We start from the raw sequence: 21,360 nt of genomic DNA on the forward strand, positions 1-21,360 counted from the left end.
CTTTTTCAAATTATTCTGTTCGTTATTTCTTAATACCAGCCGTTGTTAAGCCAGAAGTTTTTAGCAGCTGACCATGAACCGTAACGTCCTGCAACGTAAGCATCTGCTACACGTTCTTGGTTTTCAGCTGAGTAGTCACCGTTCAAGTATGAATCTGTCAATTGGTAACGTCCAATGTATTGGCCGTTTGTAGCTGTATAGCTACCACCTGATTCTTTTTGTGCAATCCATTCTTTAGCTTCTGCTTCAGATCCACTTACAGTTGCAGCTGGTGCTGAAGTTTCTGCTGCAACAACAGTTTCTTCTGCTACAGGAGCGCTTGCAGCTGGTGCTGCTTCTTCTACTACTTCTGTAGTTTCTGCTACTGGAGCTGAAACAGTTTCATCTTGAGCAGCTGGTGCCGCATAAGTAGCTGGCGCTGGTGTTGCAACAGGTGCTACAGGACCATCGATAACCAACTCTTGACCAACATAAATCAAATGAACGTTGTCGATGTGGTTGTTTTCTGCCAATTTCTCAACAGTTGTGTTGTGAGTTTCAGCGATTTCTGAAAGTGTATCACCTTCTTTAACAGTGTAAGTTGATGATTCTTGAGCAGATACAAATGATGGAGCAAATACTGCAAACAAGGCAGCTACTCCTGCAAGAGTTGTTTTAATCTTTTTAGTTGTTGATTTCATATTTGAAAATTCTCCTTCTTTCTATAGTTCTATCATACCCTTTAAATATTACCGTTTCTTAACACTTTTATGTAGAAATATTACAAAATTATTTTTTATTTCCCTAAATAAGCTATTTTTTGTTACAAAAGATGCTTTTTTATGCTATTTGTAGTGTAAAAAGGTTTTCATCCACAATTAAAGCCAAGACCTTCATTCTTTGATATAATAGAGATAAGAATTTTTATAAGGGGAAACTGATGAAATCACTTCGTTTTCAATCTGTCTTTGATATCATCGGACCAGTTATGATTGGCCCATCTAGTAGCCATACCGCTGGTGCTGTTCGTATTGGGAAGATTGTCTCTTCCATTTTTGATGATACTCCGACAGAAGTCGAATTCCAACTATTTAACTCATTTGCCAAAACCTATCGTGGTCACGGAACAGACCTAGCCCTTGTTGCAGGTATTTTGGGCATGGATACAGATGATCCTGAAATCCCAAACAGCCTGGAAATTGCCCACAAGCGTGGCATCAAGATTGTCTGGACCATTCAGAAAGACAGTAATGCTCCGCACCCTAATACCACTAAAATTACCGTTAAAAATGCCCACAAGACCATCAGTGTGACTGGTATTTCTATCGGTGGAGGGAATATTCAGGTAACCGAACTCAATGGCTTTGCCGTCTCTCTCAATATGAATACACCGACTATCATCATTGTTCATCAAGATATTCCAGGTATGATTGCCCTCGTAACAGAGGCTCTTTCACGCTATGGTATCAATATCGCCCAGATGAATGTTACTCGTGAAAAAGCTGGTGAAAAAGCCATCATGATTATCGAAGTCGACAGTCGCAACTGTGATGAGGCCATAGAAGAAATTCGAAAAATCCCTCATCTCCACAATGTCAATTTCTTTAAATAGGAGGAAGCATGTTTTATTCTATCAAAGAATTGGTCGAGCAAGCAGATCTGGACTTTCAAGGAAATGTCGCAGAACTCATGATTACAACTGAGTTTGAATTGACCGGTCGCGAACGTGAAGAAGTCTTCCTTCTCATGGAACGCAATCTGGAAGTCATGAAAGCCTCTGTCCAACTTGGCCTCAATGAAAATAAATCTCGTAGTGGCCTGACAGGTGGAGATGCTGCCAAATTGGATCGCTACATCAAAAACGGAAAAACTCTATCAGATTACACGATTCTCTCTGCTGCCCGAAATGCTATCGCAGTCAATGAACACAATGCCAAAATGGGCTTGGTCTGCGCTACTCCTACCGCTGGAAGTGCTGGCTGTCTGCCTTCCGTTCTCACTGCTGCTATTGAAAAATTAGACCTCAGCCACGAGCAACAGCTGGATTTCCTCTTTGCTGCCGGTGCCTTTGGACTAGTCATCGCAAACAATGCCTCTATTTCAGGTGCTGAGGGTGGCTGTCAGGCCGAGGTTGGTTCGGCCTCTGCTATGAGTGCTGCAGCCTTGACTATAGCTGCAGGTGGAACACCCTACCAAGCCAGTCAAGCCATTGCCTTTGTCATTAAAAATATGCTAGGCCTCATCTGTGACCCTGTTGCCGGCTTGGTTGAAGTTCCCTGCGTCAAGCGCAATGCTATGGGAGCTAGCTTTGCCTTCATCGCAGCAGACATGGCCCTGGCAGGTATCGAATCTAAAATCCCTGTGGATGAAGTGATCGATGCCATGTACCAAGTAGGAGCAAGCATGCCAACTGCCTTTCGTGAAACAGCTGAAGGTGGACTCGCTGCCACCCCTACTGGTCGTCGCCTCCAAAAAGAAATTTTCGGAGAATAAGCTTATCAAATAGGAGAAACTATGACCTCTATCTCAGCTATCTTTTTTGATCTGGATGGAACCCTCGTTGACAGTTCTATCGGGATTCACAATGCCTTTACTCATACTTTTAAGGAACTGGGGGTGCCTAGTCCTGATGCCAAAACCATTCGTAGTTTTATGGGACCGCCTCTCGAAAGTAGTTTTGCGACCTGCCTTTCCAAAGAACAAATTTCTGAGGCTGTCCAGATATACCGTTCTTACTACAAGGCAAAAGGCATCCATGAAGCTCAACTCTTTCCTCAGATTGTAGACTTGCTTGAGAAGTTATCGAGCAATTACCCTCTTTATATCACCACGACAAAGAATGCTCCAACCGCTCAAGACATGACTAAAAACTTGGGAATCCATCATTTCTTTGATGGCATTTATGGTTCCAGCCCTGAAGCACCCCATAAGGCCGATGTCATTCGCCAAGCCTTACAGACACATCAACTAGCACCGGAACAAGCCATCATCATCGGAGATACCAAGTTTGATATGCTGGGAGCTCAAGAAACAGGCATTCAGAAATTGGCCGTCACTTGGGGATTTGGAGAGCAGGCAGATTTGCTAAACTATCAGCCTGATTATATGGCCCACAAACCCTTAGAAGTTTTGGAGTATTTTCAATAACATAGACTGGGCAATAACTCTATTTCATACTCAATGAAAACGAAGCAAGTTTAGACATAACAAAACGCATATTACCAAGGTTTTTCGATTCCTGATAATATGCGTTTTTCTTTTTTATTCAACGTGGGTAGTTTGATTGGCAAAGGCGATAATAGCTTGCTTCAACTCATCTCCACTAAGAGTGCGGAACTCTTCAATCTTTTGATCGATGGCTTCTAGAGGCATGACATTAACTTTACCAACGAAAATCTTATCCATAACCTGATTGTCAACGAGTTCGGTTGATACCAAGAGCTCTTCGTAGAGTTTTTCGCCTGGGCGGATTCCAACTTCAACAATTGGAATTTCGCTTTCGGTGTGTCCACTTAGAAGGACCATTTTCTTGGCCAAGTCATAAATCTTGACTGGTTTGCCCATATCAAGGATAAAGACTTCTCCATCCTTGGCATAAGCACCAGCATGGATAACCAAACGGCTAGCTTCTGGAATGGTCATAAAGTAACGGGTCATGCGGAAGTCTGTCACCGTTACAGGCCCACCTTCAGCAATCTGGCGTTCAAAGACTGGAATGACACTACCACGGCTACCAAGTACATTCCCAAAACGAACTGCACAGTAGGTTGATTGGCTACGTTGGTTAAAGCCAGTGACAATCAACTCAGCCACTCGCTTGGTTGCTCCCATAACATTTGGTGGATTAACCGCCTTATCTGTCGAAATCATAACCATCTTAGGTACTTTGGCTTCATCAACAGCCTTAGCAACATTGTAAGTTCCACGAATATTGTTTTTGAAGGCTTCTTTTGGATTGCGCTCCATCATAGGAACGTGCTTGTGGGCTGCTGCATGATAAACAATAGCTGGCTTGTACTTTTCAAAGACTTGCAACAAGCGGTCATAGTCTTGAATATCGGCAATAACTGGTACATAATCAATCCCTTGGAACTTGCGAATCAATTCATGATAAACGAGGTAGATTGAGTTTTCCCCATGACCGAGCAAAACAATGCGTTCAGGATTGAAACGGCTAACTTGTCGACAGATTTCAGAACCGATTGAGCCACCAGCACCTGTAACCAAGATTGTCTTACCTGTCAGTTCTGCGCCCAGACGCGATTCGTCAAGACGAATTTCCTGACGGCCCAAAAGGTCTGTGATATCAATCTTCTGGAATCCTCCACCTGCTTGGTGAAGTCCCTGAACAACGGTTTCAACCTTAGGCATCTTGTAACATTTGACACCCAGCTTATTACACATCTGCAAGATACGTTCATATTCTGACGGGTCAAGCGACGGAATCGCAACGATGACACGCTCGATTTGATGGCGTTTGGCTAATTCAGGCAGATCATCATATGAACCCAAAACAGGGATTCCACCAAGTTTTTGGCCCTTTTTCTTAGAATCCTTGTCCAAAATACCGACAAGTTCTAATTCACTAGTTGGATGTTGGTAACTATCCATAAAGAGGGCCCCACCATCACCAGCACCAATCAAGAAGGTTCGACGGTGTTCCCCATCACCACTGCCTTTTTTTCGTCTTGAATAGATTAGTTGCCAAGTAATCCGTGGCAATAAAATCAAGAAGGTACTCAACAAGATAAAGAGTACGATAAAACGGATGGAGAAGAGGGGCAAGAAGGCATAGCAGATACTATATGACAAGATACTGCTAGCAGTCACACCAAAAAAGATTTTCATGAAATCCGTAATCTTGCTGTAACGACTAATACTAGCGTTCAACCCCCAAAATCCAATCATCAATTGATAGAACAGGAAGGCCAAACTCGTATAGATAATGTAGTCAACAGGTGCTGGATTAATCAAGCCGTAGAATAAGATATAAGATACAATGATGGAAACCACCATACTCAAAATATCAAATATTCCCCAGAAAACCTGTTTTTGTTGTTTATTTAAAATTTCCACCAGATCAATCACATAATCTGTGAGTTTTTTATTCATAGAAATTTACTCCTCCTTAAAAGAGCCGAATAGTTATATTGTTATTATAACACTTTTTCTCTAGTTTACGATTTGCTACAATCTTTTAATTGCTTTTTCGTAACAGTTTCATAAAAATAAACTGTCGGACAAATCCGGGACAAAGGGCAACAATCATCTGAATGGCAACACTCTTGGCATATTCCATGTAAGAAATTTGCCCTCTCTTCAGCATGCGCTGACGAGCTTGACGATAGAGTTTGAGATAACGCAGTCCCCCACGACGCTCAAACATTCCTGCTCCAACACGAACCTTACACAAGATTTGATCCAGATTTCCAGTCTTGGCTCCTGCAGCAATCATATTGAGCCAGAGGAGGTCATCCTCCATATAAAGGCCATCCTCATAGTTACCTGCCTTGAGAACCATGTCCTTCTTGAACATGACAGTCATGTGGTTAAAGGCACTTCTCATCCTTTGATAAGCCACAATCTCTGCATGCTGAGTCGGAACACGACGGTAAGAAACAATCTCATCAGGATTGTCAATAAACTCTGCAATATGTCCACCTAATAGGTCGAGCTTGTCCTTCTCCATTAGCTGAACCTGTTTCTCAAAACGGTCTGGAACAGCTATATCATCCGTATCCATACGAGCGATGATATCGTACTGACACTGCAAAACACCCTGTCGAAGAGCCAGACCCAAACCTTGATTCTGCTCAAGAGGATAGCGTTTCACTGGAATATCAGACTCAGCTTCAACCTGGTCTAATACCTGATAGAGCTCAGGTGTCAAAGGCCCATCCTCAACCAGAACCAATTCGCTCGGTTTCAGGGTCTGATTTTGAACACTCTCAATAGCATCCTTTAAAAATGTCGGATTTTCCTTGATATAGACCGACATCAATACGCTGATTTTTTGCTTTTCAGACACAGTTTTTCTCCAATGTATAGATTTCCTTCCACTATTTTATCATAATTTTCAAGACTTTCCCATTTTTATCTTGAAAGCCCAAAACCTTACTTGACATTATAGGGAAAAAGCCTTAAAATAAGCTGTTATTAAAATCAGATAGAAGAGGTATTATATGAAAAAGCAATCACTCTTTTTTGTTCCAGGTATTATCCTGATTGGTGTTTCCTTACGGACTCCTTTTACTGTTTTACCCATTATTTTGGGAGATATTTCGCAAGGGTTGGGAGTAGAAGTTAGTTCGCTTGGTGTCTTGACCAGCCTTCCTCTCCTCATGTTTACCCTCTTCTCACTCTTTTCTACCCGACTGGCTCAGAAAATCGGCTTGGAGCATCTCTTCACCTATAGCCTTTTCTTCTTGACTATCGGTTCTCTGATTCGACTAATCAGTCTACCCCTCCTCTATCTAGGAACCTTGATGGTTGGGGCAAGTATCGCAGTCATTAATGTTCTGCTTCCTAGTCTTATCCAAGCCAATCAACCAAAGAAGATTGGTTTTCTGACCACCTTATATGTAACCTCTATGGGGATTGCGACGGCTCTGGCTTCCTATCTGGCTGTGCCTATTACACAAGCCAGTTCTTGGAAAGGACTTATCATCCTCCTCACCCTGCTCTGTCTAGCAACTTTTTTGGTCTGGTTGCCTAATCACCGCTATAATCACAGACTGGCTCCACAAACCAAACAAAAAAGCAAAGCAAAGGTCATGCATAATAAACAGGTCTGGGCAGTTATTGTCTTTGCAGGTTTTCAATCCTTGCTCTTTTACACTGCTATGACCTGGCTACCTACCATGGCTATCCATGCAGGCCTATCCAGTCACGAAGCTGGCTTGCTGACCTCTATCTTCTCTCTGATTAGCATTCCTTTTTCAATGACCATCCCAAGCCTGACAACCAGTTTATCTACTCGTAACCGTCAGCTCATGCTCACTCTGGTTTCACTAGCTGGTGTGGTCGGTATTTCCATGCTCTTTTTCCCAATCGGTAATTTCTTTTACTGGCTTGCCATCCATCTCCTCATCGGAACCGCAACCAGTGCCCTCTTCCCTTATCTCATGGTCAATTTTTCACTCAAGACAAGCGCTCCTGAAAAGACAGCCCAATTGTCCGGTCTATCTCAAACAGGAGGCTATATCCTAGCAGCCTTTGGACCAACCCTCTTTGGTTACAGTTTTGACCTTTTCCACTCTTGGGTACCAGCTGTAGCTGCCCTCTTACTCGTCGATATCCTGATGACTGTGGCCCTCTTTACAGTGGACAGAGCTGATAAAATCCTTTAATTTTGCTAAAATACTTCTCAGATATAAACAATAAATGTTGAAACAATTATATCGGTGATAGTGATGAACTGGAGAATTTCGCCCTTTGTAAAATAACTACCCGAGAATAATCAGGAGGTTGCCATGGCAATAGACGGAGTAAAGATTATAGACAGCGATGATGCTTACGATATTTATAACACCATAGTGGGAAGATATAAAAACGGCGAAAATATTGCTAAGATAATCGAAGATATTTTAAATGATGAAAATAATTTTTGTATAGATGATTTTTATACTGAGATTTATTGGACAGCCTTTGCCTACTCCTTGTGGAAGATTGGACATTTACCAGAAGACATAAAAAATAAAACTCTCAAAATCATCGAAAAAGGAGCGGATAAGTTCTGGCTTGAAATTGACATCAAAGCATTAAAACAAAGACAGAAAGCACTTGATAAACTAGCTATTCAGCTACAAAGTGTCAATCCGAAACCTCTTAAAGTTCCAAAGGCAAAAACAAAGAGGGAGCCGTACTTTAAGGTAGGAGATGTGCTTGTGGTTCAATTTGAAAATGAATACGGAGTCGGTTTTGTTTCAGATCTCGACCAAAGTCCGAGAAAAATAGAATATCACCTAGCCTTTACAAGGTTGCTACAAAAGAATAAGCCCACTATGACGGATTTTTTGAATAGCGAGATTGCTTGCAAGATGAATAATAGACAGTATGCTATTGATACTGACTGTTGGTTTAATCACAAGGATTTAGGGCTTTTACTAGATAAATTTGAGAAGATTGGTAAGGTCATATTAGAAGATTATGCTCTGTGGACTTTAGCACCTGCCTGCACCTTGGGTGATATCTATGAAGAAATCACAGCGACTAAGGGATCCCGAGGTCTTCGTTTTATGGAGACGTATAAATTGATAAAAGATTTGGAATAAATGAGGAAGATAAGGGTTTAGATGGGAAAGGAATCTGTTTCAAAGTATATCCTAGATTATACATCATGATTCTAGCTTATCTTTAAAATATAAATTTCTGTGAAATAGCTGTTGTTAGTTCCTCTAAACTTCTAGTTTTGCCTAGAAGTTTTTTTATATATAAAAATTTTACACATTTCTCTTGACAGGGCTTTTTTTAGATGTACAATGTATGTGTAGAAAAATTATATATAAAAATCTTACACATTAGAAAAGGAGGTTTCCCATGTACTTTCCAACATCCTCTGCCTTGATTGAATTTCTCATCTTGGCCGTACTGGAGCAGGGTGATTCTTATGGGTATGAGATTAGCCAGACCATTAAGCTTATCGCTAATATCAAAGAATCTACACTCTATCCTATCCTAAAAAAATTGGAAGGCAATAGCTTTCTGACAACCTATTCTAGAGAGTTCCAAGGTCGCATGCGCAAATACTACTCCTTGACAAATGGTGGTATAGAACAGCTCGTGACCCTGAAAGATGAATGGGCACTCTATACAGACACCATTAATGGCATCATAGAAGGGAGTATCCGCCATGACAAGAACTGAATACCTGACTCAGCTAGAACTCTATCTCAAAAAACTGCCTCAGGCTGACCAAATTGAAGCCATGGACTATTTCAGGGAACTCTTTGACGATGCTGGAGTCGAAGGAGAAGAAGAACTCATCGCTAGCTTGGGAACTCCTAAGGAAGCAGCTCACGAAGTTCTCTCCAATCTTCTCGATAAAAAAATCAATGAAGCACCTGCTCAAAAGAATAACCGACAAATTTTGCATATCGCCTTGTTAGCCCTCCTTGCAGCACCCATCGGTATTCCTCTGGGAATCGCCATCCTCGTGTCCCTGTTCGCAATCCTTGTGGCAGCCTTGACTGTCATCTTGGCTTTCTTTGCGGTTTCCATACTTGGTATCATCGGCGGATTCCTATTTTTAGTTGAAAGTTTCACTGTCTTAGCCCAAGCTAAATCAGCCTTTATCTTGATTTTTGGTGCTGGTTTACTGGCTATCGGTGCTTCTTCACTAGTCTTACTAGGTATTTCCTATGTAGCCCGCTTCTTCGGCCTACTCATTGTTCGCCTGGTGCAATTTGTTCTCAAAAAAGGAAAGAGAGGTGACCAGCATGCGTAAATTGACAAAAGGATTTCTCATTTTTGGTGTGGTGACTACCGTTATCGGCTTTATCTTGCTTTTTGTAGGTATCCAATCTGACGGGATTAAGAGCCTACTTTCCATGTCCAAGGAACCTGTCTATGATAGCCGTACGGAAGAGCTAACCTTTGGCAAGGAAGTCGAAAACCTAGAAATTACTCTCCACCAACACGCGCTGACCATCACAGACTCTTTCGATGATCAAATCCACATTTCTTACCATCCATCTCTTTCTGCTCACCATGATCTTATCACGAATCAGAACGATAAAACGCTGAGCCTCACTGATAAGAAACTGTCTGAAACTCCATTTCTCTCTTCTGGAATCGGCGGGATTCTCCATATCGCAAGCAGCTACTCTAGTCGTTTTGATGAAGTTATTCTCCAATTGCCAAAAGGAAGAAGCCTAAAAGGAATCAACATCTCAGCCAATCGCAGACAAACCACCATCATAAATGCTAGCCTTGAAAATGCGACCCTCAATACAAACAGCTATATCCTCCGAATTGAAGGAAGTCGTATCAAAAACAGTAAACTCACAACCCCTAATATCGTTAATATCTTTGATACAGACCTTACAGATAGTCAACTAGAGTCAACAGAGAAGCACTTCCACACTGAAAATATCCAAGTCCATGGTAAGGTTGAACTGACTGCCAAAAAGTATCTCAGAATCATCCTAGACCAGAAAGAGAACCAACGAATTAACTGGGACATCTCAAGTAACTATGGTTCTATCCACCAATTCACAAGAGAAGAGCCTGAATCAAGAGGTACGGAATTAAGCAACCCTTACAAAACTGAAAAAACCGAGGCCAAGGATCAACTCATTGCTAGAGCTGATAATGATATTGAGCTAATATCCATACCAAACAGACGTTGACAAAAGCGCTTACATTTGCTACTATGGAAGCATATTTATCTAACTAAAAAGGAGGTTCTACCATGAAACAAGAATGGTTTGAAAGTAATGATTTTGTAAAAACAACAAGCAAGAACAAGCCTGATGAACAAGCCCAAGATGTTGCAGACAAGGCTGAAGAAACGATAGCCGTTCTCGATACACCAATTGAAAAAAATACTCAAGTAGAGGAGGAAGTCTCTCAAGCTGAAGTCGAACTGGAAAGCCAGCAAGAAGAGAAAATCGAAGCTCCTGAAGACAGTGAAGCGAGAACAGAAATAGAAGAAAAGAAAGCATTAGATTCTACTGAAGAAGAGCAAGACCTTTCTAAAGAAACAGAAAAAGTCACTATAGCTGAAGAGAGTCAAGAAGCACTTCCTCAGCAAAAAACAACTACGAAAGAGCCACTTATTCTAAGTAAATCCTTAGAAAGTCCTTATATTCCCGACCAAGCTCCAAAATCTACGGATAAATGGAAAGAGCAAGTGCTTGATTTTTGGTCTTGGCTAGTGGAAGCTCTCAAATCTCCTACAAGCAGTCTTGAAACAAGTAGTAAGCATAGCTACACGGCCTTTATCTTGCTCATTCTGTTTTCTGCATCTTCCTTTTTCTTTAGTATCTACCACATCAAACATGCTTACTATGGACATATAGCAACTATGCATAATCACTTCCCTGAACAATTTGCTTCATTGAATCTCTTTTCGATTATCTCTATCCTAGTAGCAACAACACTCTTCTTCTTTTCATTCCTCTTGGGTAGTTTCGTCGTGAGACGATTTATCTACCAAGAAAAGGACTGGACGCTAGAAAAGGTTCTCCAACAATATAGTCAACTCTTGGCAATTCCAATCTTCCTCACTGCTATTGCTAGTTTCTTTGCCTTCTTTGATAGCCTACGATTTACAGCTCTCTTGTGTGTGATTAGCATTGGAATCATTCTACTTGCTAGCCTCCATATCATTACAAGACCAAGTCAAGCAAGTGAAACCGACTCCTTTTATCAGTTATTCTTGTCTGTCCTTGTGAACGGAGTGATTATCCTCCTCTTCTTTGTAGCTGAAGTGGCACTGATTGGAGATTACCTTCGTATATTGGCCTTTCTTTAAACTTTAATCCTGTCATCCATGGCAGGATTTTTCATATATCAAAAAGCAAGTCAATTGACCTGCTTCTACTTTACTCTTCTTGTGCTAATGTTTTAAAATCTTCTCCCAGGATGGGTTGTACTTCTAATTGATTGGCATCTAGTTGGTGGTAAGATGCTGATGGTAATGACTCTAGGAATTTTGCATAGTCTAGGCGGGCAATGGCTTCATAGTCTTCTGGTTTAGAGCCATCTCCTGTAATTTGAACCAAGTCAATCTCCCACTGCACTTCCTTATCCACCAATTGCTCAATATAGGCAGCAGGAACAAATGGTTCTCTCGACAATACTGTCTTGACTCCTTGAGCCAGATGGTAAACACCGTGAACTTGTCCTTCTCCATCCTGATAGAAGGAAACTCTTGCAAAGTAAGCATCTGTCTCTTGAATCGCACGCACACGCGCTTCAAACTGAGCCAAGCCATCTTCCTCTAAAAAGCTTTTCAAATCCTCATGACTAAAGAAAACAGGATTAAAAATTCCTTGGCAAATCGTAAAATGCGCTGCAGTGTCTGCCAGATGGACTTGAATACTTGCTTGGAAATAAGCTTCAAAATCAAAACCATCTAGTTCTTCAATCTCAGTTCCTGTGTAAGCAAGCAGAGCATCTAAAAATGACTTGATGATCTCCCAGTCTGTCTTCGTGAGTAGCTCAGGAAGATCGACACGGTAAGCCTTTTGACCATCAGCATAACTGACCTTAAATAGAAATTGTGATTGCCCCACTATCGCACACTCTATATACTCGAGACGATTAAGAGGCTGACGGAGATAGACAGCATCATAGCTATGTGACTCCAAACCATCTAGCAAGGCCAAGACGGACTTGGCAGTCAAAATTTCCTGTTCTCCTAAAATGCTCTGTTTATTTGGAATAAAAAATGTTTTCGTCATAACTGTACTCCTTTGAAATCGTTTACATATAGTATACCTTATTTTCTTGAAAGATACAGAAACAAACTTTAGATTTTTGAGTAAAAAGCATAGAAAAACAGCCCCTAAGGACTGTTTAATCTTATACAGTAGCTGCTTGATCCAAGCTTTCACCGATAGCGGCTAGACGCTCGACAACTTCAGCTTGTGTCAATTCATTTTCTGAAACATAGCGGTTACGTGGGTGAACACGGCACTCGTGTGAGCATCCACGAAGGTACTTGTCTTCATTTTCTTCTGATGTCAAGATACGACGGTTACAGAATGGATTTCCACAGTTGACATAACGTTCACATGGTGTTCCATCAAACCAGTCTTTTCCTACGATAGTTGGGTTGACATGGTTAACATCTACGGCAATACGCTCGTCAAAGACGTACATTTTTCCATCCCAAAGCTCACCTTGGACTTCTGGGTCTTTACCGTAAGTTGCGATTCCACCGTGCAATTGGCCGACATCTTTGTAACCTTCACGGACCATCCAGCCTGAGAATTTCTCACAGCGAACCCCACCTGTACAGTAAACCACGACACGCTTGTCCATGAATTTTTCCTTATTGTCACGGACCCATTGTGGCAACTCACGGAAGTTACGGATATCTGGGCGGATAGCCCCACGGAAATGTCCTAGGTCGTACTCATAATCGTTACGTGTGTCAAGGACAACGGTATCTTCGTCAAGAAGGGCTTCTTTGAACTCTTTTGGAGACAAGTAAGCACCTGTTGTTTCAAGTGGGTTGATGTCGTTGTCAAAGTCGTTGTCTTCCAAACCAAGGTGGACAATCTCTTTCTTGTAACGAACAAACATCTTCTTGAAGGCTTGTTCATTTTCTTCGTCAATCTTGAACCAGAGGTCTTCCATGCCTGGGAGGCTGTGAACGTAGTCCATGTATTTTTGAGTTGTTTCATAATCCCCTGAAACTGTTCCGTTAATTCCCTCGTCAGCGACTAGGATACGGCCTTTAAGGCCGATTGATTTACAGAAAGCCAAGTGGTCTGCAGCAAATTGCTCTGCATTTTCAATTGGAGTGTAAAGGTAGTAAAGTAAGACACGAATATCTTTTGCCATAAGATTTGTTCTCTTTTCTATTCTTAAATTTTCAGAATTTTTCATCTAACTATACTAGTATACCTGCTTGAGAAAGCGAATGCAATTTATTTGACTGGAAATTGTAGAAAGGTACTTATCCCTGCACTTCATCAGTAACCATAGCGAATAGCAGATAATTCTCTCAATTTTTTGATCTGCCTAGCTTGACTTTCTGACAAACTTAGCTTGTTATCAATCAATACGCGCGCAAGGTCAACGTTCATTTGACTCAAAATAAATGGAGTAGAGGTCCCATCGTCCTCTAATCGTCTTTTATAACTCACTAACAGATTTTTCAAGGGTGTCAGTTGAGGCATATCCTTTATACCTTCCAGTAGGTGATCTATGATAGTTACGGCTTCACAACGTCTTTCACTGCCTCCGGCAAACCATTTTAATGGTGTCATTCTTATTTTCCTCCTTAAATTGAAAAGCTATCATTCCTAACTCTCGTACCAATATTTTACCCAAACACCCTCTGTAAAAAAGTCAGCAAAAATGGTAATGTCGCGAAAATATTATTAATCACATGCACCGCATAGGATGGATAAATGCTCTTGGTATAGCGGGTCAAACTAGCAAAGATGATGCCAGATGTTGCAAAGACGAAGATATCTAACAAACTAGGCAGGCTTGAAAAATGAGGAAGAGCAAATAAAATTGACGGAAGAAGCAAATCAAGGCCAAATCTCGAATGCTTAAAAAAGGCGTGTTGCAGTAATCCTCTATAGATTAGCTCTTCCATAAGTGGAGTCAGAAAGAACAAAGTTATATAGATACCTAGCTCAGCAAAGTTGGTCCCACTATAACCGATCAATACAGCCCAACCTTCAGCAGTTGACTGAACATGTTTAGCTGTCTGAACGTTAAAAGAGATCTGGAGCACTACCACTAATACTGTCAAAATCGAATACCAAAGCCATTTTTTTCTTGGAATGTGAAAGAGATAACCATGACCTGTCTTAACCAGAATCCAAATCATGACTCCGCTAAATAGCAAACTCAAGAGATTTTGAATCCAGACGAAATTGCCAATCTGGGAAGAAAATTGCCAATAATTTTGAACAATAAGCGTCAGCTGAGAAAGACCAAATACGAAAAATAGGTAAGAGAAAACTGCACTTATTTTGAATAAAAGTTGATACTTCTTCATATGAACACTCCTTTGTAAACTCGAGACATCTCTAATATAAGCTATATTTTCCTAAATCCTTACTCCAAATCCTAAATAGTACTTGAGATTTCCTGAATGGTTAAATAGTGATAAGAAAAACATATATATCTATGCTCACGTTTCAAAAAATCACTGCCTCCCCCAGATAAGCCTGAGGAAAACAGTGATTCAATTTTTAGGAATTAGGAATGAATACACGAAATCAATTGATCTTATGATTTTTTGTTTTTCAAGAATTCATCGTATTGTTTTTGCATTTCGTTCAATACTTTATCGTAAGCACCTTCAGATTTCAATTTTTCCATCAATTCTGGAATAGCTTTATCTGGGTCTACAGTACCAGTGTTAATAGCTGTATCGAATTGTTGCATTGTGTTAGAGATTGCTGAGATTTCAGATTTCACATTGTCAGTGTTAAAGATGAATCCAAGTGCTGGAGATTCTTTAGCTTCTGCCAATTGTTTCTTAGAATCTTCGATTTGTTGGTCTGTAACGTTTTCGTTGATGTAAAGGATCCAGTTGTTACCAGTGTTCCATCCACCCATGTGAGTGTTTCCTTTGTAGCCATCAAGGACTTTAACACGATTTTCTTTACCTTCAATTTTTTCCCAGTTCTTGCCTTCTGGACCGTAAACAAGACCGTTCAAGAGTTCTGGGTTAGTGTTCAAGAGGTTCAACACTTCCATTGATTTTTCTTTGTTCTTAGAGTTGTTTGAGATTACAAAGTTAGCAACTTGTGTTGTTTGGTTTTTCTTGATGAAGTTAGTGATTGGTTTGATTTGGATGTCTTTGTTTGCAACACGTGAAAGCAAGCTGTTACCATAGTCAGCTGGTCCTACTGTTTCTTCACGAACGAACCAAGTATCTTGTTGAAGGTCAAATGAAGTATCGCTTGTTGCTACGTCTTTTGGAATGTATCCAGCTTCATAGAATTTGTGAAGAGTCTTCAAGTGTTCTTTGAAGCGAGGTACTTCGTAACGGTTTACGATCTTAGTAGTGTCCCCTTCAAGGTCGATAACGAATGGAAGTCCATTTGGAACTGGGTAGTCAAAGTTATCAGATGGGATGAAGTTCTTAGTAACCGCAAATGGCACTACATCTGGAGCTTTTTCTTTGATTTGTTTCAAGACTGGTTCAAGTGTTTCATATGAAGTGACACCTGAAATATCGATACCGTATTTAGCAAGAAGAGTTCCGTTGAAAGCGAAGTTTTGAGATGATGCAACGTTGGCTGCAACTGGAACTGCGTAAATTTTACCGTTAATGCTGTTACCTTTGATGTAAGCTGGGTCAAGTGCTTTATAAAGCTCTGCCCCTTCTTTCTTATACAAGTCAGTCAAGTCAGCATAGGCACCTTTTTGAGCATTTACAACATAGTTAGATGCAAAGGCGATATCGTAGTTTTCACCAGATGATGTGATAACTGACATTTTCTTATCATAGTCACCCCATCCAAGATATTGGATATCCAATTTAGCACCAACTTTTTCACCGATGATTTTGTTGGCATTTTCTAGCAATTCATCTAAGTTATCTGGTTTGTCACCGATTTGGTACATTTTGATAACAGTTTTTTCACCTGAAGCTGAGTCAGCAGCTTTCTTGTTACCTGAAAGGTTTCCACAAGCAGCGAGACCAGCAGCCAAAGCGACTACGCTAGCAGATGCAAAAGCATATTTTTTCCAGTTTTTCATGACAAAAACTCCTTTTTTTATTTTTAAACTTATAAACAATGTAATGATCTTAACTTCACGCAAGGGAAGTTTGGAAATGAGAAATGATTTTTCTCGACAAGCGCTATTCTTTCACACCACCGATAGTCAAACCTTTTACAAAGTAGCGTTGGAAGAATGGATACAGAATCGCGATTGGAAGGGTTGCGACCACAACCATGGCCATACGACCTGTTTCTTTTGGAAGAGCAACTCCCAGTTGACCAGATAGACCGACTGCTTTGGCGATGTAATCCATATTTTGCTGGATTTGCATGAGCAAATATTGCAATGGATACAAGTTGTCACTCTTGATGTAAAGAAGGGCGTTGAACCAGTCATTCCAGAAACCAAGAGCTGTCAAAAGCGTGATGGTTGCGATACCTGGTAATGACAATGGCAAACAGATTTGGAAGAAAATCCGGGCCTCACTAGCACCATCGATACGAGCGGATTCTAGAATGGCTTCTGGAATGGTCTTCTTGAAGAAGGAACGCATCAAGATGATGTTAAATGGTGAGAGAAGCATTGGAACAATCAAGGCCCAAACTGTATCACCAAGTTGAAGTAAACGAGTTACCACGATATAGCCCGGTACCAAACCCGCGTTAAACAACATACTAAGAAGGGCAAAAATCGTAAAGAATCTGCGATACTTAAAGGTTGTCCGTGAAATAGCGTAGGCATAAGTTGTTGTGATAAAAACGTTTGTGATAGTCCCCACCACTGTTACAAAGACTGAGATGAAGAGGGCTTGGAGAATTTTATCCTTAAATTGTGCCAAGAACTCAAAACCGTCTAATCCAAATTGGGATGGGAAGAAGCTATATCCATTTTGGAGGATACTCTTTTCATCTGTCACAGAGATAACAATAACGAATACAAAGGGTAGGATACAAGAGAGGGCAACCAAACCAGAAATGGTACTAAAGAAGATATCTGCTTTCTTACTGAAGGAGTGAATGCCGACATTATCAATTTTTTCTTTTTTAATTTTCTTTTCTGCCATATTCTCCTCCTTTCTAGAACAAGGCTGAGTTTGGATCAACTCGTCTTGCAAGTAAGTTTGATAGGATAACCAGAATCAAGCCGACAACTGATTGGTAGAGACCTGCTGCTGAAGCCATCCCGATATCCGCTGTCTGAGTCAAACCGTTATAAACATATACATCCAAGACGTTGGTTACGTTATAAAGCTGACCAGCATTGTGGGGGATTTGGTAGAAGAGACCAAAGTCTGCACGGAAGATGTTTCCGACTGCAAGGATGGTCAATACAGTTACCAATGGTGTCAACTGCGGAATGGTTACATTGCGAATTCGTTGCCATTTGCTAGCCCCGTCCACTGTTGCTGCTTCGTAGTAGGTTGGATCAATTCCCATGATTGTTGCATAGTACATGACACTGCTATATCCAAAGCCTTTCCAAATACCTAGGAAAAGTAGGAGATATGGCCAGATACCCAAATCAGCGTAGAAATTGATTTCCTTCATTCCAATAGATTCTAGGAAATGGTTGAACACCCCTTTATCAATGTTTAGGAAGGCATCTGTAAAGAAACTGATGATAACCCAAGACAAGAAGTAAGGGAACAACATAGAAGTTTGGAAGATCTTAACCATTCTCTTAGAACGGAGTTCACTTAAGATGATGGCAATCCCTACTGATACAATCAAACCGATAAAGATAAAGCCTAGATTGTAGAGGACAGTATTTCGTGTGATAATAAAGGCGTCTTTTGAACTAAACAAGAATCTGAAATTATCGAGTCCGACCCATTTACTATTCACGATACTATCTATAAATCCATTACTGGTCATGTGGTAGTCTTTAAAGGCAACCACGTTCCCAAATACTGGAATGTAGAAGAATAGAATCAACCAGAGTGCCCCTGGCAAAACCATCAAGAGAAAGATCCAGTTGTCTCTCAAGGTTTTTGAAAACTTATTCATAATTTCCTCCCTTTTTTATTTTGATATCCATCTAAAAATTCCTTTTTAGACTTTTGATAACGATTACATTATTAGTATACTCCTATTTGAAGGTTAGGTTAAACTACTAATTATAGAAAAAACTCCACAAATTATTTTATGTGGAGTACTTTTTTAAGAAAGGGATGTTTCACGAGAAACACTCTGCCCAATGCAAGGTGTTCTTGTTTTTTATGTCGTGTAAATCGTTGAAGCTGTCGCAATAGTATGCCACTGGTTGGCTGTTGTGGCTGCGAAGTCCTTATCTGTGTAAAAGTCAGTAAATGGCAGGATTTCCACTTCTAGCTCATCGATACGGTCCAGCTGACCTGCCAGATAAGCCTCGATGCGACTTTCTGCGCGTTTGATGCGTTGCAAGAGTCCGCCCATACGGATATCGACCGTATCCAAACCAAAGACCTTGTTTTCTTTCAGCCATTGGTGGCTAAAGAGGGCATGGAAGTCTTCAATTTGGCTTCTGAGTTCTGGTAATTCTTGTCTTGCGATTTCTTGCAGGCTTTCCTTATCGTTTACTTGATAGGCCTGACGAATGCGTCGTCCCACATCCACTTTGCTACTTAAAATCTGGTTCAACTGGGCCTGAGTTTCAAAGAGGTAGGCATAGTTGCCAGCTTTTTCTTTAATGTTAGCAAGCGTCTCAGCAGCCTGAGCGAAGTGCGGTTTGTCCTGTTCAGGTGTCATGTGTCGGTCAAGGATCGGACAGAGAACATCCTGATAAAAGACATAGCGGTTGGGATTGATGCCACTGAGATTGCCTGGCAAGTCTGGCAAGAGGTTGGCAAGGTCAATCTGCATAAAATCTTCAACCGATAGACCTGTATTGGTCTGGAAATGAGCAGACAGTCGGTCTAGGTCATTGCGATAGCTGAGTTCTGCCCAGATTTGCAAACTTGGTAGGATAGAAAACTGAGCGGTCTCACCACCATTGTCCCCCCAACCCGTCACGATGACTTCTTTGATGTCATTGGCACGACAGGCTTTATTGGCTTCAAGAGCGATGAGACGGCTGAAATGGTTGTTGGGTGTGAAACCAATCCACTTCCAAGCACCCCCCGCAAAGGCAAGGTCATGACTAATCTTGTGGTGGTTACTAAAGTTACGGTTGTATTTTTCCTCGCTATCCTGATAATAGTCCCAGTAAACCAAAGTCACTCGGTCTTTGAGACGGTCTAGGTAGACACGAGTTTCTTCTGGAATTTCCACATCACGGTCGTACTGGCCATCTGCTGACATAAGTTTAAAGAACATATCGCTCCACATCTGGCAGTGGAAACCATATTTGTCAGCAATATCTAGCACGCGCTCCAAGTGTTGGCACATGAGGAGACTACGATCCACAACACCGTTCAGAATCAAGTAGCGTCCCAAACCAACCAAGTGGGCTTCGTCCATCCCAATATTGACCTTGCGAGTCTTCAGTTTAGATAGGGTAGCAAACATGCCATCAATCAGGTCATAAACCTTTTCTTCGCCGATGAGAAGAATATCCTCCACATCACGGAGCTCCTGGACTTCTTTGACACCCCATTTGACAAAGGCTGACAAGTGGGCCAAGGTCTGGATGCAGGGCACAAAGGTCATGTCAAACTGCTGGGCATAGGCTTCAATTTCCTGCAACTCCTCAGCGGAGTAGGCTCCACGGAAATAGCCAAAGTAAGGCTGCCCTTCAATTTGGTAGGTGTCTTCCATGTAGAGCTCAAAGGTTGAGTAGCCCATGAGAGCCAAGACCTCAATCATCTGCTTGGCAGCAGCCACATTCAGCACCGCATTGCGCGAACAGTCAGCCATGTAGGCTAAATCTTCATAAGCCGCCTTCTCTTCAATCTCTACTTTATCACCTTCTACTAGAGCTGTTGCCAACAAGGACAAGGCACGATAAAGTTGGTGGGGTTTGCGGTAGGTCAATTGATAGTGGCCACCCTCACCCTTGATAGAGATAGAAGCTTGGTCAGATTGAGCGATAGCTACCTCTACCTCTGGTAGCGGAATGTGCTTTATCAGCAAGTCAATTGCCTGAGTTTGTTTGGAACTAAGTCCTGTAAATCTTACCATTGATTTTCCTCCTGTAGCCAGTTGACAAGGGCTCCGTAGAGATTGGCATCTGCATGATAGGTGCAAGCTTGGATAACTGGTGCGACCGTGTATTCTTCGTAGGTATCGACAAAGTTATCAACAGCCTTCTTGACACCTTGAATAAAATCTGGATTTTGACTGATAGAGCCTCCCAGACTGATGACATCTGGGTCGATGAGATATTGGATATTGAGCAAGCCTTGCGCCAGATTGCGGTTCATGCGCTCAATGGCTTCTTGACAAAGGGCATTTCCTGCTTCGGCCTCTTGGTAAATCTTGCGACCGTCCCAATCAGTCTGACCAGATTTTTCAATCACGTAGCGTACCATATTCCCAGTTGACGCTAGTTGCGACCAGTTGTTGAGCTTTTCAGCAGGGGCAAGGGTGGTCATGTAGCCAAATTCTCCACCCAGGCCGTGGCGACCTCGATGAAGTCTACCATTGATAATCATGGCTCCGCCAATCCCTGTCCCAATCACGACACAGGCTGCATTTTCAATCTCTGGATGTGCTAGTAATTCACTGAGTCCAACACAGTTGGCATCATTTTCTAGATGGACAGGTAGCTGATGATGAGCAAGCGCCTCATACCAAGAAAATCCGTGGATGTAGGGCACGGCACTGAAACCATCAATCACACCTGTTTCTTGATTGACCGCGCCTGGAACGCTCAAAGCAATCCCACTGTAATCCTGCTCTGACAAGCGCTGGTCTAACCAAGCTAGTAAATCCTCCAAACTTTCAGGCGTTGGAATGCTTGTCTTATTCAGTATTTTCCCATCAGGAGTCAGACTGGCAAACTTAATCCCAGTCCCTCCGATATCAATCGTTGCAATGGTCATTGTTTTTACCATAAAAGGGGCGAATCAGCAGTTAGTTCTTACTTTTTCGCCCC

21 protein-coding genes are annotated in these 21,360 nt (G+C 41.5%); 9 read left to right on the plus strand and 12 right to left on the minus strand.

Translation table 11 applies throughout. From position 1 onward, the window contains the following. Positions 1–29: 29 nt before the first annotated feature. Positions 30–680: an aggregation-promoting factor gene (gene apf / locus TZ90_RS08085; protein WP_045612422.1), complete on the minus strand. Its 651-nt coding sequence runs from the start codon at positions 678–680 to the stop codon at positions 30–32. Between the two features lie 239 nt (positions 681–919). Between apf and sdaAB the strand changes: the two genes are divergently transcribed. The 3 genes from sdaAB to TZ90_RS08100 are packed head-to-tail and all read left to right on the plus strand — an operon-like array spanning position 920 to position 3,126. Then, a complete protein-coding gene (gene sdaAB, locus TZ90_RS08090; protein WP_000838912.1) occupies positions 920–1,591 on the plus strand; it encodes an L-serine ammonia-lyase, iron-sulfur-dependent subunit beta in 672 nt (223 codons plus the stop codon). Positions 1,592–1,599: 8 nt separating this feature from the next. Continuing rightward, positions 1,600–2,472, plus strand: a complete 873-nt coding sequence (sdaAA, locus tag TZ90_RS08095; protein ID WP_045612424.1) for an L-serine ammonia-lyase, iron-sulfur-dependent, subunit alpha — start codon at positions 1,600–1,602, stop codon at positions 2,470–2,472. A 21-nt stretch (positions 2,473–2,493) separates the two neighbouring features. Next, positions 2,494–3,126 (plus strand): HAD family hydrolase, encoded by a 633-nt coding sequence (locus tag TZ90_RS08100; RefSeq protein ID WP_045612425.1) that lies wholly within the window; start codon positions 2,494–2,496, stop codon positions 3,124–3,126. 114 nt (positions 3,127–3,240) lie between these two features. Here the strand turns inward: TZ90_RS08100 and TZ90_RS08105 are convergent, their stop codons facing one another. Together TZ90_RS08105 and TZ90_RS08110 are read right to left on the minus strand one after the other, a co-directional pair. Then, entirely contained in the window at positions 3,241–5,091 is a 1,851-nt protein-coding gene (locus tag TZ90_RS08105) for a polysaccharide biosynthesis protein (RefSeq protein ID WP_045612427.1), read from the minus strand. A gap of 85 nt (positions 5,092–5,176) precedes the next feature. Continuing rightward, positions 5,177–6,007 (minus strand): glycosyltransferase, encoded by an 831-nt coding sequence (locus tag TZ90_RS08110; RefSeq protein WP_045612428.1) that lies wholly within the window; start codon positions 6,005–6,007, stop codon positions 5,177–5,179. A gap of 154 nt (positions 6,008–6,161) precedes the next feature. Between TZ90_RS08110 and TZ90_RS08115 the strand changes: the two genes are divergently transcribed. From TZ90_RS08115 to TZ90_RS08140, 6 genes are all read left to right on the plus strand, one after another. After that, a complete protein-coding gene (locus TZ90_RS08115; protein WP_045612430.1) occupies positions 6,162–7,328 on the plus strand; it encodes a CynX/NimT family MFS transporter in 1,167 nt (388 codons plus the stop codon). 123 nt (positions 7,329–7,451) lie between these two features. Then, on the plus strand, positions 7,452–8,252 hold the full coding sequence (locus TZ90_RS08120) for a hypothetical protein (protein ID WP_045612432.1): 801 nt from the start codon (positions 7,452–7,454) through the stop codon (positions 8,250–8,252). A 265-nt stretch (positions 8,253–8,517) separates the two neighbouring features. After that, positions 8,518–8,844: a PadR family transcriptional regulator gene (locus TZ90_RS08125; protein WP_023945679.1), complete on the plus strand. Its 327-nt coding sequence runs from the start codon at positions 8,518–8,520 to the stop codon at positions 8,842–8,844. Then, positions 8,831–9,424 carry a DUF1700 domain-containing protein gene (locus tag TZ90_RS08130; protein ID WP_024057314.1) on the plus strand — a complete coding sequence of 198 codons (594 nt, stop codon included), beginning with the start codon at positions 8,831–8,833 and terminating at the stop codon, positions 9,422–9,424. Before TZ90_RS08125 ends, TZ90_RS08130 begins: the two co-directional genes overlap by 14 nt. Then, the gene (locus TZ90_RS08135; protein ID WP_045612434.1) at positions 9,417–10,328 is read left to right on the plus strand and encodes a DUF4097 domain-containing protein; all 912 of its coding nucleotides are present in this window, start codon (positions 9,417–9,419) and stop codon (positions 10,326–10,328) included. The genes TZ90_RS08130 and TZ90_RS08135 overlap by 8 nt, the downstream gene beginning before the upstream one ends. Before the next feature lie 62 nt (positions 10,329–10,390). Then, positions 10,391–11,455: a DUF6574 domain-containing protein gene (locus TZ90_RS08140; RefSeq protein WP_045612436.1), complete on the plus strand. Its 1,065-nt coding sequence runs from the start codon at positions 10,391–10,393 to the stop codon at positions 11,453–11,455. A 70-nt stretch (positions 11,456–11,525) separates the two neighbouring features. Here the strand turns inward: TZ90_RS08140 and TZ90_RS08145 are convergent, their stop codons facing one another. From TZ90_RS08145 to TZ90_RS08185, 9 genes are all read right to left on the minus strand, one after another. Next, positions 11,526–12,386 carry a DUF4299 family protein gene (locus tag TZ90_RS08145; RefSeq protein WP_045612437.1) on the minus strand — a complete coding sequence of 287 codons (861 nt, stop codon included), beginning with the start codon at positions 12,384–12,386 and terminating at the stop codon, positions 11,526–11,528. Between the two features lie 121 nt (positions 12,387–12,507). Further along, complete coding sequence (gene trhO, locus TZ90_RS08150) at positions 12,508–13,494, minus strand: oxygen-dependent tRNA uridine(34) hydroxylase TrhO (protein ID WP_020902652.1); 987 nt, start codon at positions 13,492–13,494, stop codon at positions 12,508–12,510. 131 nt (positions 13,495–13,625) lie between these two features. Next, complete coding sequence (locus tag TZ90_RS08155) at positions 13,626–13,922, minus strand: bacteriocin immunity protein (protein WP_045612438.1); 297 nt, start codon at positions 13,920–13,922, stop codon at positions 13,626–13,628. A 56-nt stretch (positions 13,923–13,978) separates the two neighbouring features. Then, positions 13,979–14,668: a CPBP family intramembrane glutamic endopeptidase gene (locus TZ90_RS08160; protein WP_045612441.1), complete on the minus strand. Its 690-nt coding sequence runs from the start codon at positions 14,666–14,668 to the stop codon at positions 13,979–13,981. A gap of 233 nt (positions 14,669–14,901) precedes the next feature. Continuing rightward, entirely contained in the window at positions 14,902–16,383 is a 1,482-nt protein-coding gene (locus TZ90_RS08165; protein ID WP_045612443.1) for an ABC transporter substrate-binding protein, read from the minus strand. A gap of 103 nt (positions 16,384–16,486) precedes the next feature. Then, a complete protein-coding gene (locus tag TZ90_RS08170; RefSeq protein WP_000818353.1) occupies positions 16,487–17,410 on the minus strand; it encodes a carbohydrate ABC transporter permease in 924 nt (307 codons plus the stop codon). A 13-nt stretch (positions 17,411–17,423) separates the two neighbouring features. Beyond that, a complete protein-coding gene (locus TZ90_RS08175) occupies positions 17,424–18,353 on the minus strand; it encodes an ABC transporter permease (protein ID WP_001032152.1) in 930 nt (309 codons plus the stop codon). Positions 18,354–18,563: 210 nt separating this feature from the next. Beyond that, positions 18,564–20,444 carry a beta-N-acetylhexosaminidase gene (locus TZ90_RS08180; RefSeq protein WP_045612444.1) on the minus strand — a complete coding sequence of 627 codons (1,881 nt, stop codon included), beginning with the start codon at positions 20,442–20,444 and terminating at the stop codon, positions 18,564–18,566. Continuing rightward, on the minus strand, positions 20,438–21,307 hold the full coding sequence (locus TZ90_RS08185; protein ID WP_045612445.1) for an ROK family protein: 870 nt from the start codon (positions 21,305–21,307) through the stop codon (positions 20,438–20,440). The genes TZ90_RS08180 and TZ90_RS08185 overlap by 7 nt, the downstream gene beginning before the upstream one ends. Between the last annotated feature and the right edge of the window lie 53 nt (positions 21,308–21,360).

Origin of the sequence: Streptococcus mitis (assembly GCF_000960005.1) — a bacterium.
Lineage (GTDB): Bacteria > Bacillota > Bacilli > Lactobacillales > Streptococcaceae > Streptococcus > Streptococcus mitis_CK.